The sequence below is a fragment of the Chloroflexus sp. genome (assembly GCF_049970315.1).
Classification (GTDB): Bacteria; Chloroflexota; Chloroflexia; order Chloroflexales; family Chloroflexaceae; genus Chloroflexus.
This window is the reverse complement of the sequence record NZ_JBMFNE010000022.1, coordinates 25,671-41,470: the sequence shown is the minus strand read 5'-3', so window position 1 is coordinate 41,470 and position 15,800 is coordinate 25,671. Positions and strand designations below refer to the sequence as shown.

General features: G+C 56.4%; 11 protein-coding genes. 2 read left to right on the top strand and 9 right to left on the bottom strand.

The genetic code is table 11. The annotated features are described in order from the left end of the window. Positions 1-69 precede the first annotated feature (69 nt). Positions 70-1,017, bottom strand: coding sequence for a response regulator (locus ACP5OT_RS13960; RefSeq protein WP_424676559.1), 948 nt, complete (start codon positions 1,015-1,017; stop codon positions 70-72). 68 nt (positions 1,018-1,085) lie between these two features. Here ACP5OT_RS13960 and ACP5OT_RS13955 point away from each other — a divergent pair, with 68 nt between their 5' ends. Continuing rightward, a complete protein-coding gene (locus ACP5OT_RS13955; RefSeq protein ID WP_424676560.1) occupies positions 1,086-3,056 on the top strand; it encodes a tRNA uridine-5-carboxymethylaminomethyl modification enzyme MnmG/GidA in 1,971 nt (656 codons plus the stop codon). A 48-nt stretch (positions 3,057-3,104) separates the two neighbouring features. On the opposite strand, the gene ACP5OT_RS13950 is transcribed toward ACP5OT_RS13955, so the two are convergent. From ACP5OT_RS13950 to ACP5OT_RS13940, 3 genes are all read right to left on the bottom strand, one after another. Then, a complete protein-coding gene (locus ACP5OT_RS13950) occupies positions 3,105-4,283 on the bottom strand; it encodes an aspartate aminotransferase family protein (protein ID WP_424676561.1) in 1,179 nt (392 codons plus the stop codon). Next, on the bottom strand, positions 4,280-6,049 hold the full coding sequence (gene menD / locus ACP5OT_RS13945) for a 2-succinyl-5-enolpyruvyl-6-hydroxy-3-cyclohexene-1-carboxylic-acid synthase (RefSeq protein ID WP_424676562.1): 1,770 nt from the start codon (positions 6,047-6,049) through the stop codon (positions 4,280-4,282). The genes ACP5OT_RS13950 and menD overlap by 4 nt, the downstream gene beginning before the upstream one ends. A gap of 113 nt (positions 6,050-6,162) precedes the next feature. Continuing rightward, a complete protein-coding gene (locus ACP5OT_RS13940; RefSeq protein WP_424676563.1) occupies positions 6,163-7,611 on the bottom strand; it encodes an isochorismate synthase in 1,449 nt (482 codons plus the stop codon). Positions 7,612-8,094: 483 nt separating this feature from the next. Between ACP5OT_RS13940 and ACP5OT_RS13935 the strand changes: the two genes are divergently transcribed. Then, positions 8,095-9,339, top strand: a complete 1,245-nt coding sequence (locus ACP5OT_RS13935; RefSeq protein ID WP_424676414.1) for a TolB family protein — start codon at positions 8,095-8,097, stop codon at positions 9,337-9,339. Between the two features lie 29 nt (positions 9,340-9,368). Here ACP5OT_RS13935 and ACP5OT_RS13930 read toward each other — a convergent pair whose 3' ends face one another. The 5 genes from ACP5OT_RS13930 to purL all read right to left on the bottom strand — a co-directional run bounded on the left by ACP5OT_RS13930 (position 9,369) and on the right by purL (position 15,753). Continuing rightward, positions 9,369-10,607, bottom strand: coding sequence for a J domain-containing protein (locus ACP5OT_RS13930; protein ID WP_424676415.1), 1,239 nt, complete (start codon positions 10,605-10,607; stop codon positions 9,369-9,371). A 69-nt stretch (positions 10,608-10,676) separates the two neighbouring features. After that, positions 10,677-11,273, bottom strand: coding sequence for a leucyl/phenylalanyl-tRNA--protein transferase (gene aat / locus ACP5OT_RS13925; RefSeq protein ID WP_424676416.1), 597 nt, complete (start codon positions 11,271-11,273; stop codon positions 10,677-10,679). A 5-nt stretch (positions 11,274-11,278) separates the two neighbouring features. Then, the gene (locus ACP5OT_RS13920) at positions 11,279-11,980 is read right to left on the bottom strand and encodes a hypothetical protein (RefSeq protein WP_424676417.1); all 702 of its coding nucleotides are present in this window, start codon (positions 11,978-11,980) and stop codon (positions 11,279-11,281) included. A 45-nt stretch (positions 11,981-12,025) separates the two neighbouring features. Then, a complete protein-coding gene (locus ACP5OT_RS13915) occupies positions 12,026-12,835 on the bottom strand; it encodes a DUF1444 family protein (protein ID WP_424676418.1) in 810 nt (269 codons plus the stop codon). After that, on the bottom strand, positions 12,832-15,753 hold the full coding sequence (gene purL, locus ACP5OT_RS13910) for a phosphoribosylformylglycinamidine synthase subunit PurL (protein WP_428132465.1): 2,922 nt from the start codon (positions 15,751-15,753) through the stop codon (positions 12,832-12,834). Before purL ends, ACP5OT_RS13915 begins: the two co-directional genes overlap by 4 nt. Between the last annotated feature and the right edge of the window lie 47 nt (positions 15,754-15,800).

The following is a 15,800-nucleotide window of genomic DNA, read 5'->3' as shown; positions in this document are numbered from 1 at the left end:
TTCCAATATCGTCCGTGTTATCAACCTCTCTCACCATGCGGAACGTGTGACCGAACCCATCCCCGTTGATCAACCGCCAATGAATTGACTAAAGAAGGCAGGGTCAAAATAATAGATCGCACCACCAGCAATCGCTAATGCTAACACGATAGCAAGAGTCACTATCAGCCAGCGCGGTGGGGAACGACGTGGAAGTCGTGTATTGACATTACCAACCGTAAACGAAAACGACGGTGTCTTTTCCTCAACCTGATAGCGCGACCGGTACTCGGTCTCAGCCGCCGACGAGTCGATCCCAAAATAGCCGGCATATGTGCGGATCATCCGCAAGGCTGCCGGTCCACGTGGTAATAGCGACCATTGCTCATCTTCAATCGCTTGCAGATAATACATCCGCACCTTAATGTCATTCTCGATCTGCACCAACGTCAAGTGGCGGCGCTGACGCTCGGCGCGGAGCCGGTGGCCCAAACTGGCATGTTGTTCACTCTCGCTCAACTGGCGGATGGGTGCCTGTTCGCTTTGACGCAACAGCGCCAGTTCCTCGGCTTCGCTCATAAAAACCGGCTCGGTAGCTTCTTCACCGTTAGTGCGACGGTTCGTACTCACAGGTGTCGTCTCCTCGATCACAGTAGTTTTGGGGTTGGTCGGCGCGATCACCGGCGCTTCCGGCAACATCCGAGCCTGAATCCGTGCCAATAACTCGCCGGTGCGGTACGGCTTGGTAATGTAATCGGCTGCTCCGGCGGCAAACCCGCGCATCACATCCTCTTCGAGGCCGGCGCTGCTCAATACAATCACCGGCTGGAACGCGGCTAAACGGGGTAACGCTTCCCAACCGGCATCATGCTCGGTGCGTACTTCGAGTAATACCAGATCGGGGCGTTCACGAGCACACTCGCGCTCGGCATGGGCAAGCACCATACTGTTTAACACGCGATAACCGGCCTCGCTGAGTTGTGCTTTCAATTTCGCCGTAAAGGCGACATCATCGTCTATAATAAGAATGGTTCGCATATCGGCTTATTTGATGTGCAGCGAACGACTTTGGTCACAGGCTGCGTCATTATACCACGTTCGTTATTATGCAGACACGGTACGATGTGATTGTAGTAGGTGCCGGCCACGCCGGTTGCGAAGCGGCTCACGCTGCGGCCCGGCTGGGGTGCCGGACACTGTTGTTGACGATTGATCTCGACAAGCTGGCCCATATGTCGTGCAATCCGAGTATCGGCGGGCCGGCGAAGGGGCATTTGGTGCGCGAGATTGACGCGATGGGCGGCCTGATGGGGCGTATTACCGATCGTAGCGCCATCCAGATTCGGCTGCTCAATGAGAGCAAGGGACCGGCAGTACAGTCATTACGTGCCCAGTGCGATAAGCGCCTGTATGCGCGCTTGATGAAAGAGACGCTCGAACGGGTACCCAATCTCGATCTACGCCAGGCAATGGTAGAACGGATTGCTCCACCTAATGCCGATACCCAATGCTTTACGGTAACGACTCACACCGGTTGGCGTTATCTCGCACCGGCAGTCATCCTGACGACCGGTACCTTCTTGCGCGGGCGGGCGATTACCGGCGAAGTGGTATGGGGAGCCGGCCGGGCCGGTGAAGCACCGGCAATGGCCTTGAGTGAAGACCTCGCGGCGCTCGGCTTTCCGCTGGTACGTCTCAAGACCGGAACGCCACCACGCCTGGCAGCCGCAACCATCGACTTCTCTCTGACCGAACTACAGCCGGGCAGCGACAAGCCGCTGGCGTTCGGCCATTACTATGCCGAATTAGGTGAAACCATCCCACCCCCCGAATATCATGGCCCGCCGGCGCCGGTGTATCCGCATCCACAACTCAATGGTTGGCGTCCTCAGTTACCCTGCTATCAGGTGCATACCACCCCGGAGTTTCACGCGATCATTCGGCAAAATTTGCATCGGGCCCCGCTCTTTAGTGGCATTATCGAAGGAGTCGGGCCGCGCTATTGCCCGAGCATTGAAGACAAGATTGTGCGTTTTGCCGATAAAGAGCGCCATAGCTTGTTTCTCGAACCCGAGGGCTGGACAACCGCCGAGGTCTATGTACAGGGATGCAACACATCTTTGCCAGAAGACGTGCAATGGGCAATGCTGCATTCGATCCCGGCCTTGCGCAACGTCGAACTGATGCGGATCGGTTATGCCATTGAGTACGACGCGGTTGCAGCCGGCGAGATTACTGCCGATATGCAAACCCGCCGCTTACGCGGTCTCTTCTTTGCCGGACAGATCAACGGAACGACCGGGTACGAAGAGGCAGCCGCTCAAGGGTTAATGGCCGGTATCAATGCGGCACACTATGTCCAAGGTAAACCGCCGGTAATATTAGGTCGCGCCGAGGCGTACATTGGTGTCCTGATCGATGACCTGACGACAAAGGAGATTCGTGAACCGTATCGAATGTTTACTTCCCGCGCCGAGTATCGCCTCCTGCTGCGCGGTGACAATGCTGATCTGCGATTGACCCCCCTTGCCTATCGGCTTGGCTTGGTCGATGGCAACCGCGCAGCAGTGGTTGAACAGCGGCGACGACAGGCCGGGCAAGCATTACAGCAGATGCACGAACGGCGTATTTTTCCCTCGGCTACGATCAACAGCGCGCTCGAAGCACAGGGCATCAAACCACTCAACCAGCCGGCTACTGTCGCCGAAGTGCTGGCTCGACCAGATGTGTCGTACCGGCAACTGCGCACCGCCATACCCGATCTGCCCGATCTATCACCACCGGTAGCCGAACAGGTAGAGATCGGTTGCAAATACAGAGGGTATATTGCGCGTCAAGAGCGGGAAGTGGCCCGGATGCAGAAGATGGAGCATCGCCGCATCCCACCCAATTTCGATTACACAACGTTGCCGGGGCTGCGCAACGAGGCCCGGCAGGTGTTGATGCGCTTCCGCCCGGCAACCCTTGGTCAAGCTGGACGATTGGCCGGGATCAACCCCGCCGATGTAGCGATTATCTTGTTTGCGTTAGAACGTCGGCAAGTCCACACCGACAGTGAAACGACGTACAATTCGTAAGCGAGCATCGGGATTGCGGAAGCCCTGCTTCCGCAATCCATACCCGAGCTAGGCACCCAATACGGCATCAATCGCGCGTACCACCTGCTCAAGCTCTTCCATTTGAATGACTAACGGCGGCAGCAGGCGTAGCACATTCGGACCGGCAGGAAGTGCTAAAACTCCATGCTCGATCAGCGCTGCAATCGCCGGTTGTGAACGGTTTTTGAGTTCAAGACCGACCAACAAGCCCAACCCGCGTATTTCACGCACAGTAGGCAGCTTTAGCTCACGCAACGCCTGCATGAGCCACGCACCCTTTACCGCTGCCTGTTCAGGGATGCACTCCTCACGGTAGACGCGCAAGGCTGCACGAGCCGCTGCACACGCCAATGGATTACCACCAAAGGTCGAACCGTGGCTACCGGGCGGTAACGGACCGAAGCGTTCGTGGATAGCGACGGCGCCCATCGGTATCCCCGCGGCGATACTCTTCGCCAAAATCAACATATCAGGCACGATCCCATCGTGTTCGATTGCAAACAGCTTGCCGGTTCGGCCAAAGCCGGTTTGTACTTCATCAACCAATACCAACGAACCGTTTGCCGCACAAATCTCGGCTACTCCGGCTAGATAGCCGGGCGGAGCAGGACGTACCCCTCCCTCTCCTTGGACCGGCTCGATCAAGACGGCTGCCGTTTGCGGACTGATTGCTTCTCGCAGAGCTTCGAGATTACCATACGGCACGTGACTAAACTCCGGTACCAGTGGTAAAAACGGCTCCCGATACTTACTCTCCCAAGTCGCGCTCAGCGCACCCATCGTGCGTCCATGAAAGCCGCGCATTGTAGCAATGATACCGGGGCGTCCGGTCAGCAAACGAGCGAATTTCAAAGCTGCTTCGACCGCTTCGGTACCACTATTGCACAGAAATATACGCGCAGGAAAGGGGAGCGCAGCCGTTAATTCACGAAGATACGCCGCCCGCACATCATTAGGAAAGATTTCTGGACAGCTTATCAGCCGTTCAGACTGTTCGCGAAGAGCGGCGACGATGGCCGGGTGGCAGTGACCAAGATTAGCTGCCCCCTGACCTCCCACACAGTCAATGTACATTCGTCCTTCGGCATCGTACAAACGAGCACCCTCGCCACGCACGATCGCCAATGGTCGCTTAGGGTAAAGACCACTGGTGTACTGCGCTTCTTGGGCAATAATCTCGGCATTTGTGAGCATGGTATTCGTCATGCACCGATCCTTTCCACCACACCGGCCCGGCTGAGCGCAGCGCTTACCAACGGCCAGATCCGGCGATGATCGATCACATTTTGGTCACGGCGGGTGCGGATTTCAATCAGGTGCAAACCGCCGGCAAAACTGGCAGTGAGGGCAGTATGTACAACCGACCAATCTGTCGCCAACGTGTACTGCGCATTATGCAAAGCCGCTAACGGCGCAAAATCGATCCCGTGCGGTGTGCCAAACAGAAGCTCAAACTGATCGGTCTCACTCGCTTGTGGTAGGAACGAAAAAATACCACCACCATCATTATTAATTAAGAGGATTGTCGCATGTATTTGATGTAAACGAGCGGCAAGCAAGCCATTGGTATCGTGCAACAGCGACAGATCGCCGAGAGCCATTACCAATGGCGCTGCACCACCGGCGGCTAAGCCTAAGCCGGTTGAAACCAAGCCATCAATTCCATTCGCTCCACGGTTCCCGAGTACGGTCAGCGGTGCAGTGCGTGGGCCGAGAAAGCTATCGCAATCACGCACCGGCATCGAGTTACCGACAAACAACGTTGTTCCGGCAGGTAGCCACATCGCTAATCGCGCAAACAATCCCGGCTCGCTAATCGCCGTCTGCGACAACACATGATCCTGGATGACCGACCGCGCCGCTTGTTCTGCCGTCAACCACGCGCGCAACCACAGCGTCGGCCCCTCGCGTTGAGACGAGGCCAGTGCATCGGCCAGCGCCAGACAAAACCAATGTTCGTCAACCGGCACGTGCTCATTCGCCAGGCTGGTCGGTTCACGCCAGCCTGCGCCACCGTCGATCACAATCTGGCGGACCTGCGGATGCCGTTGCAGGTACAGCAGAACCGGCTTACTGGTTGGCATCGCACCAAAACGCAGCACCACTTCGGGAACATACGTAGCGGCAAAGTGCTCATCACGCAAAAAAGCGTCATACGCACCAAGTACCAGCTCATCGGTGTGTGATCCATACCGTACACCCGACAACGGGTCGGCAAGGATCGGGAAGCGCAGACGGTGGGCTAACCGTACTAGCAAAGGACCAAGATCGGGTGGGCAATCGGGTCCGGCAATGATCAGACCCCGTCGATACTCAGCAAGGCTCGTTGCTAAGGTTGCTATCTCGGTACCACCCACCATCCGGCGCGACGGCATCACCGATACCGGTGCCACCGGTTCGGCCAGTAGTCTCGCCAGCAACGCCCGGTCGGGTACTAACGGCTCGCGAAAGGGTAGATTCAGGTGTACTGGACCGGCCGGTGTGCTACGGGCTACGCCGATTGCCCGCCCCATCGTTGCGCGGAGATATGGCAAGGCCTCGTCCTGAGGCGTGGGCAAATCAACCGACCAGCGTGGATTACGACTAAAAATCCCGACCTGATCAATCGTCTGTGGGGCGCCGTTATCACGTAATTCGTGCGGACGGTCGGCGGTTAGCAACAACAACGGTACCCGAGCTAAATTGGCTTCAACCACTGCCGGCAACAGATTGGCCACCGCCGTCCCCGAAGTACAGAGCACGGCAACCGGCGCACTGCGCGCACGAGCCAGCCCAAGCGCGAAAAAGCCTGCCGATCGCTCATCGATGTGCATCCAAACCCGCAAATGAGGTGAGCGTGCTACGGCCAACGCCAGTGGTGTGCTCCGCGAACCAGGACACACCACAACATCCCGCACTCCACCTGCCGCCAAACCTTGGGCAATTGTTGCCACCCACCGAGTCAGGGTTGTCACGTGCGCGGGAGAATCCATATGAAACCTCATAACAGCAATGTCGCATCCATGCGCACGCCGCGAACACGGGTTGCGGATCGCACACGATCACACACTTCGCCACCGCATGCAGCTCCGCGACACCGCATCGTTTACCCTACCATCTCATCACTAACACCGAGTGCGCCCAGCATTGCGCGCAACTTTATCCGAGTCTCGGCCAATTCGCGTTCAGGATCAGAAGCGGCCACAATACCACAACCGGCAAACAACGTCGCTTCACGGCGACCGATCAATGCCGAACGCAATGCTACAGCGAACTCGCCATCACCACGCGCATCCACCCACCCAACCGGTGCGGCATACCAACCGCGGTCGAGCTGTTCACGGGCGCGAATCCAAGCCAATGCCGCCCGACCCGGCTTTCCACCAACTGCCGGCGTAGGATGCAGCCGCCGTACCAGATCAAAGATATCGTAACCGGGACGGATGCGGGCCGTGATCGGCGTAAACAGATGTTGGACATTCCGCACCTGCATAATCGTAGGCAACTCAGGTGCTTGAACCGTGTCGCAGTAATCGGTCAGCGCTGCCCGTATCATCTGCACGACAAAAGCGTGTTCGGCACGATCCTTTTCGCTTTGCAATAGTGCCGAAGCCAACGCAGCATCTTCTTCAGGCGTTTTTCCACGTGGCGCCGAACCGGCTAACGCCGAAGCGGCCACATCGCCATTACGCAGAGACACCAAGCGTTCGGGAGAAGCCCCCAGAAATGTGCGTCCACCGCGTGCTACCGCAAAGATAAAGGTATGCGGATAATCACGACGCAGCGTATCGAGGGTAGCCGCCGTATCGAACGGCTCTGGTCCACGTAACCGCACGGCACGGGCCAACACCACCTTCTCGAGCGTGCCGGCACGCAAATCGGTAATAGCATCGGCAACAATCGCCTTCCACACGTCAGGATCGAGCGATACATCAACTTGCACATCCAGCGGTGGTCGGCCAGGCCGCCACGACAACCCGATCAGCGCTTGCAAGCGACGGGCTGCTGCCGCTCCCAGTGCCAGGGTCGAACTCTGCGCATCGACCATACCGTTCACCGTTAAGGTAGTGACATCACCGTGACGCACGATCAACAAGCGTGGCACCACGAGTAGCGCATGGGGATAATCACGCCACAGCTCGCTCGGAGGCTGATCGGGATCAAAACGAAACCCGGCTACCGCCAGCGGTCCCTGCACTGGTATATCACGGTCGGCATCAATCACTGCTTCAGCCATCAATTGCCGCCATGCCTCAGCACTGGCGGCAAAGCGATCGGTTGAGAGAGGGGGCGTAAAGCTCCATGCTGCCCCCAGACCGGTAATCTCGAAATCGGCTGCCGGCACACTCCAAAAAAAGCGGTTATGGGTCACACCGGCGCCACGAGCGAATAACGCTAGCGGATCACGCAAACCAACTTGTGTTGTCACGCTGACCAAAACAGGACGTTCTAATTCGCGCGCACGGCGTCGGGCAATCTCGGCTGCTGCCTCCATACGAGGCACTTCGCGAAGAGTTGCGGTCGTTACCCGCACCCCAAGAAGTGGATTTGCCATATGTTCCAACGCGGGCCTTCTGTCGAAAAGGCGAGCTACAACATTATTTTTGCAAGACCCCTATGGTAACCAGTGTATTCGGTCGAAAAGCGACCTGCTATGTACATAGTAACACGTTTCGCAACAGGAAAAAGAGGAGTTGCTGCTTCTTCGCCTCCGCGCCTTAGCGTCCTCTGCGCCTTAGCGTTAACCCCTCCGCGCCTTAGCGTCCTCCGCGCCTTTGCGTTAACCCCTCTGTGCCTTAGCGTCCTCCGCGCCTTTGCGTTAACCCCTCCGCGCCTTAGCGTCCTCTGCGCCTTAGCGTTAACCCCTCCGCGCCTTAGCGTTAACCCCTCTGCGCCTTAGCGTCCTCCGCGCCTTAGCGTTAACCCCTCTGCGCCTTAGCGTTAACCCCTCCGCGCCTTAGCGTCCTCTGCGCCTTAGCGTTAAAAAATCTTGTTATACTACTTATACACCATCCTGTTCCCGGAAAGGAGCAACCCCATGGCTGCGCGGCGGATCCTTCTGACGCTCATCGGCCTACTTAGCATCATTATCCTGATCGGCACCCTCAGTGCCGGGATCATCACCTTCCTCCTATTCACCAATCGGCCACTCGACCAAAAACTACTGGTCGTAGGCCCAGATCGCAGATTAGCGCTCATCGATCGTCAAGGCACCGTCCAAGTACTTGCCGAAGACATCAGTCCAGAGTTGTTTCGCTTCCCGGCATTAGCCCCCGATGGCACCCGGATCGCATATATTGGTCAGGAAGGGAATGCCAGCGTGCTGCGTGTGATCGATTTAACGACCGGCAACCGTCTCGAACTGTACCGCTCAACGATCAACCCGCCACTCTACATCGTCTGGTCACCCGACAGCCGCTCACTCTCGTTCCTATCGAACCGCGCCCGTGGCTTGGGGTTACACATTGTCCCGGCCGATGGTTCACGACCCGCAGAGCTAGTTAGTAGCTCAACAGGTTCATTATATCTGGCTTGGCAACCCGACAGCTCATCACTCCTCGTCCATATCGACGGCTCACTGTTTGAAGACGGCCGCGTCATAACAGTGCAACCCGGTCGGCAACAACCGCTCTACGAACTCAACGACCCCGGCTTTTTTCAGGTCCCAGCATGGAGTATTGATGGGGAGAGTTTTTTCTATGTGGCTCAGCCACCGGTAGAAGGACCACCGATGGTCGAGAAGGTGGAAAGTGTCCTCTCTCGTGTGAAGGTCGGTGAAACCCAAGCCCAAGCTTTGGCTCGCGAACCAATGGCAGCAATTATCTTTAGCCGCTCTCCGCAAAGCGACGAAATTGCCTACACAACGGTTGGTCCCAATGGTTTTGGACCGCTAAAACTGGTTGGGCTTGACGGCAAGGTGCAGACACTTTCGGCAGCGAATGACAACGTCATCGCATTTTTCTGGTCGCCAACCGGTGAACAGATCGCATACCTCACCCCCGCCGGACGCACCACCGATGGTTTTGTCCAAGTGCGTTGGCAGGTTGTAAACCGTACCGGTGGTACACCGCGCTCACTCACAACTTTCGCGCCAAGCGATGCGTTCTTAGCCCAGATCAACTATTTCGATGCCTATGCGTTGTCATTCGATCTCTGGTCACATGATGGCCGGGCCTTAGTATACAGCGCTCGCGATGGGGTCTACGTGTTGGATGTCGGGCGTGGCATCGCCAAACGCCACAGCGATGGAACGCTGGCGATGTGGTTACCTCCACGCCGCTAACACCGTTTGTCGGATAACAAGTTGCAGAGCTAACGGAGCGCACGGATGACTAAATCGCGAAAGATCGCGGTGGTGGGAGTACGCTCGGCCAGCGCCACGAATCCGTAGCGCGTATCTGGAGCCAGTGTAGCACTGGTAATGGCGCTTATTTGTTGGTCATTGATCCACAGCTCGATGGTCTCTCCCTCAAGACGGGCTACAAGGCGAGTGCGTTCGTCAAGGCTCACACTACCTTCAGCGAACAACGTCCGTTGATCACCGTTACGTTCATCGCAGCGGAATGTATCATTAGCCGGGTTGATCAGAAAACGGATGTAACGCTGTGGATCGTTGAACCGCAAAACGAGACCGGCCCAATCACCGCGCACATCCACCGTCACTTCGACGATCATATCAGGTCCAATCGACGCAGTGCGAAACGCCCAAATATCTCCAAGACCAACATTCGTTTGAATGATGTAGCTCCCGTCGCGCGCACCGACACTCCAACCGTTGCCGTTAGCCGTCGGCCAGTCGCTGTTCAGGCCAAAATCAGCCTGATACACGATTGGTCCACCGGTAATCGTTGGGTTTGGTAATGGTGAAGGAGAAGGTTTCACCGTCGCTGTGGGAGTCGGCATCGGTGTCGCGGTTGGTACCGGCGTGCGGGTTGCCGTTGGCGAGAGGGTTAAAGCCGGTGAAGGTGCGGTGGTTGGCGCCGGTGCGGCTGTCGTGGGCGTTGGCATGGTAGCACCTACCGACCCTGATGCCGTCTGCGTCCCTTGGAATTGTCGCCAGCCGTACCATCCGAGAAACGCAAAGGTCAGGCTGCCGGCCGCTACGGCCAAGATCGTGCGACGCGAAACAGGGCGCCTACCGGCGGTTGCTACCGGTTGATACTCTGCTTCAAGTTCGGCGATGAGGGTAGCGCAATCACGGTACCACGGATTGATCTGCTGTAGCTCACGGAGTGTTGCCAGGGCCTGCAAGCGTCTCCCGGCAGCGAGATGCTTTTGTGCTTGATCGTACAACTCGGCTTGATAGTCACGTTGAACCGAGACAGAAGGTACAGCCGACGGACGTCGCTTTCGCAAGTTTTGGTACGCTTGATTAATGCGCCGTGCGCGACGAGCGGCGTACTCTTGTTCCGCCGGAGGTGCGCCAGCAAAACGATCTGGATGGTAGTGGCTAATCTGCTTAAGGTACGCCTGTTTGATCTCGTTAGGCGACGCTCCAGGCCGGACACCAAGAATAGCGTAGTCGTCGAGTTGTTCAAAATCGTCGTTCACGCAACCCCCTTTCGCGTTGCGGATTATAGCATACTATGAGGGTGCGTGAGAACAAACGGGTGCGCTTCCTTACCAGACTGCCCGTACTTGGAGCGCTGCTCGGAGCAAGCGGTGATACTCAGCCCGTGAGATCTCAATTGTCCCAAACTGCAACAAGTGCGGCCCGACGATAAATTGCGAATCCAGCAACACAAATCCACCGCGCCGGAGCCGCTCAACAAGATGCACTAATGCAACCTTACTAGCATCACGCACGCGGTGAAACATACTTTCGCCGGCAAACAGGCCACCCACCGCCACGCCGTACAATCCACCGGCCAACTGACCATCACGCCAACATTCGACACTATGCGCATGACCTAACCGATGCAGTTCACTGTAAGCTCGAATAATCTCCGGCGAAATCCAGGTTGACTCACGGCTCGGTGCCGGTTCGGCACAAGCAGTGATAACCTGTTCAAACGCTGCATCGTAGGTCACGGTAAAGAAGCCTGATCGCACGGTGCGGGCTAACCGGCGTGGTACGTGAAACCGTTCATCAAGCGGGATAATTGCGCGCCGGATTGGTTCGTACCACCCGATCTCACCACGCTCATCGGCCATCGGAAAAATGCCCTGGCGATAGGCAGCCAGTAACAACTCAGGTGTCAGGCGACCGGTCGACATAGTGCCTATCGAATAGCGCCCACAAGAGGTGTGGAACGACTGATCCCTGATGTAATGATGGCAATACACCAACCTAACAGGCCCAGTGTGAGGAACAACCCGATGAACACCGGCCATTCACCGTCGGGCAGCAATCGCCCGATCAGCAATGGCGCCCCGACCACACCGTAAATCAATCCACCAAACAGCAATGGCATCGGCAAAATAGTCACCGCCATACTTGGCCACGAGTAATGATAGACACTCAAGAAAACGTAGCACAGCCCATAGCTGATCGCTGCGCTCATCAGTGCGGCTAACAGATCGGCACTGAATGCAAACGGCAATGGACCGAGCAAGACCGGCGGTGCCCCGGTACGTAAACCGAGCAGGCTCAACAATAATTGAAAACTGACAAACATGGCGTAGATAAACAATCCGCTCCACGCACCAGGGTTCCACCAGCGATACAGGTAGAGTTGGAGGATGATCATCGCCGGTAAGGTATCGGGCCATGCTGCGCGTAGTGACGACATCACATCAAACGGACTGCTTAGCACCGACACAATCGTACTCAGCGTAGGCAGCGTTTGCAGACTATAGAGCAATCGCCAAAACGGTTCGAGGAGAGTACTAAGTTGACCGGCGGCTAGTGCAAGCACGTAGAGCGGATTACGCTGCTGCCACCACAACCAAATTGCCACGCCATACAGAAGAAATGTTATCACCACGGCAAGCAGGGTTCTTGCTCCTTTCCCACCAATACCAACACACTACTCCCACCGATATTCTCGCACTTCACCATTCTCAATCGTAAAGAGTTGATCGGTCAGACCATACTCACGCTGTACTGCATCGAGCTGAATCTGATGAGCAATACTGGTCAGAATCTCTTCATCGGCATCGCTAAAGGCAATCAGAAAATCACGGTTAGGGATGCCTATTACCATCTTTCCCGGAAATTGAGGCTGCCAACTTGCCAACAGATCGGGCAAAAGCAAACGGGTCGCATCATATCCGTCTTGCGTATTGGCGACGATAAGCCGTTGGGTACCTTCTCCGGTCATCAGAAACGTTGCACGATCTTTGGTGCGTGCAGCCAAATTTGCCAAAGCTCGTTCGTGCAACTGGTGTTCACCGATACCCCACCGCTCAAGATGGCGCTCGTTGATATAGGCCACGCTGTGCGGCTCATCAATGACGTAGGTAATGATTAGATCGGCTAAAAACGGTCGGTAGGCCAACATCGGCAATTTTTTCTCGAACACCGTATTGAGTAACACGATAGGTTTGAGCATCGGCATCACCCGATCGGCTACATCGGCAAACGTGTTAGCCTCTCGTGGCGGTGTCTGTTGGTGAATGACCCGCATCAGCGTGGCATACACCAGATCAAGATGCTCCGGTGCTTGTGCATACGCATTGTAAAATCTGGTCAGATCAATACGTATCGGTTGATTACCGGCTACTATCTGTAGCACCTCGCCGTCACGGCTGAGGATTGTCACCGTCGCTTCTTCCCGCAAACGACGCTCGATCTCAGCGCTAAATGCTGCCCGATCAAGCGGAGTCTTCCCGTTCATCGTTCTTCGTCCTTTACACTAATTGTATCGAGGCTATGTTGCCACACCTCGCGCAACCTGGTCACCGGTAGATCGATCAATTGCCGATTGCACTGTGTGATCTGTACGACCGGTATTGCCGTGACTACCCCCAAGCGAACCAGTGGCAAGCCATCTAATGCTGCTTCCAGCGCTGCGGTTTGCGCCGGATCGACTTCCAGCAAGAATCGGCTTGGTGTCTCACTGAACAAGGCTGCGATTGGATCGAGATCGACTGCATCGAGGTTGAGCTGTAACCCAAGCTCACCGGCAATCGCCATCTCAGCCGCTGCCACCGCTAGTCCACCCTCGCTCAAGTCATGACAGGCGCGTACCAAGCCAGCACGGATAGCGCGGTGTAAGGCACGAAACGTCGCAGGTGCGGTTGCCAGATCGACCTGTGGTAGCGCACCACCATCTTCGATCATCCCTACTGCGGCCAGATGACTACCGGCAAATTCAACTCGCGTTGTCCCCAGTAAGTAGATGACATTGCCGGCCTGTTTAAGATCCATCGTCACACATTGCCTGACATCATGGACGTAAGCCATTGCCGAAATCAGTAACGTGGGCGGGATCGCTATCCGTCGGCCATCGGCATCACGATACTCGTTATTGAGCGAGTCCTTACCACTGATGAAGGGTGTACCAAACGCGACTGCGCCATCGTAACATGCCGCCGCCGCTCGTACTAACCCGGCCATGCGATCCGGCTGTTTGGGATCACCCCAGCAGAAATTGTCAAGAATCACGGTTTGGTCTGGATCACCACCAACTGCCACAACATTCCGCAGCGCCTCATCGATAGCAGCCAGTGCCATCCAGTACGGGTCGTGCTGCCCATAGCGCGGACAGATACCAAACCCTAATGCCAAACCGGCTGGATGATCGGGTAGCGGTTGAAGAACGGCCCCATCAGAGGGGCCAGCTAATGTCGCACCCACCAGCGGCTTGATCACCGTACTACCACCGACTTCGTGATCGTAGGTGCGAATAATACGCTCTTTCGAGGCAATCGATGGGTGCGCCAATAATGCCAGCAGTGCGGCTTCCGGGTGTACGTGATCAAGCTGTGGTGAGCGGGTCAATGCCGGCGATGGCTCCCAACGCGCTTCGAGCACTCGTTGGGGACGGCCATCGTGGAGAAACGCCATCTCAAGATCAACCACGGCGCGATCATGGTAATAGACGCGGAGACGGCCATCGTTGGTAAAGCGACCAATCGGCGTTGCCTCAACATCCTCGGCGACACAAAGCGTCAATAGTGCTACCAACCGATCAGGTGGTACGGCGAGCACCATGCGCTCTTGCGCCTCCGAAAGCCAAATCTCCCATGGTTGTAAGCCGGCATATTTGCACGGCACACGCTCAAGGTGAACTTCAGCACCCAATTCGGCTCCCATCTCACCAATCGCCGAAGATAATCCCCCGGCGCCACAATCGGTAATCGCCGAGTACAACTTGGCATCGCGTGCCTGCAATAGAACATCGAGCATCTTTTTTTCGGTGATCGGATCGCCGATCTGCACCGCACTGCCTACCTCAACCGCAGTGGTATGCGTCAATTCGATACTCGAAAATGTCGCACCATGAATACCGTCGCGCCCTGTTCGTCCTCCCATCACCACAATAATGTCACCGGGACGTACATTACGTGGATGTAGGCCGCGCGGTGCTAACCCAACGGTCCCGCAATAGACGAGCGGATTGGCAGTATATCCGGGATCGAACAATACCGCTCCACCCACCGTTGGAATACCGAGTTTGTTGCCATAGTCGCGTACACCTGCAACCACACCGCTTGCCACCCGACGTGGATGGAGGACACCGGGTGGCGGCGGCGGTGCATCGGGCATGCCGAAACAGAGCACGTCAATATTGGCAATCGGGCGGGCCGATACGCCCAATATATCACGAATGACCCCGCCTACACCGGTATTCGCTCCACCAAACGGCTCAAGCGCACTCGGATGGTTGTGCGTCTCGACCTTATACGAAACCTCATAGGTTGGGCCAAATGCAACAATTCCGGCATTATCTACAAACGCGCTAAGTACCCACTTATCATGACGCTTGGTCAACACCTGTTCGGTTGCCCGCATCAGAAAGGTGCGGATCAAGCTGTCAATCTCCGTCTGACCGCTTGCCAATCGCGCAAACATCGGATGTAGCTCGGCGTTGGCCGGCAATGTCTCCGGTGGTTGTTCATACCGAACACGCGCTTTGAACGTCTTGTGTGAACAGTGCTCGCTCCACGTTTGGGCAATGGTTTCGAGTTCTCCGTCGGTCGGATCGCGACCTTGACCGGCAAAATAGCGCTGAATGGCGCGCATTTCGGCCAAATCAAGCGCGAGAACACCTTGCTGGCTTATGTTAAGTAATTCGGTATCATCGGCAGTGCATAGGGGAATATTGGCAACGACCGGCTTGGTCGGAGCCGGTTCGGCGACCAGCATAGCATAGAATGATACTCGTGCCGTCGTTGCTTCGCCGGTACGGTACGCAATCGTAGTATGCACTACCTCAATCGCCAACTCAGCCGCCGCCTGCACCGGATCGGTCTCCGGTGGCAACAGATAACGTCGCAACGCACGCGCATGCGTCAAGCCACGCACACCTAATCGGCGTGCTCCCTCGATCACACTTTCCCCTTCGCTGTCGGTCACACCGGGACGATAGGCAACTTCTACCACGAGCGCATCAGTTGTGGGTAGAAAGGGATCGGTCAGGGGTTGGTCATCTGTGAGCATTTGCCAGTGAGCTTGCTGGACGACAGGATCGTGAAGGAGTTGTTCGACCAGTTGCGAAACTACCGCCGGTGTGAGTTCAGGTCCGTCGAGCAGGTAGAGGGTCTGTGATACGGCAGTGCGCGTCGCGACTGTCACGAGATAGAGCGGCATACGTACTCCAAAGATGAGCGCTGTACGATCACATTTTGCGCATTTAT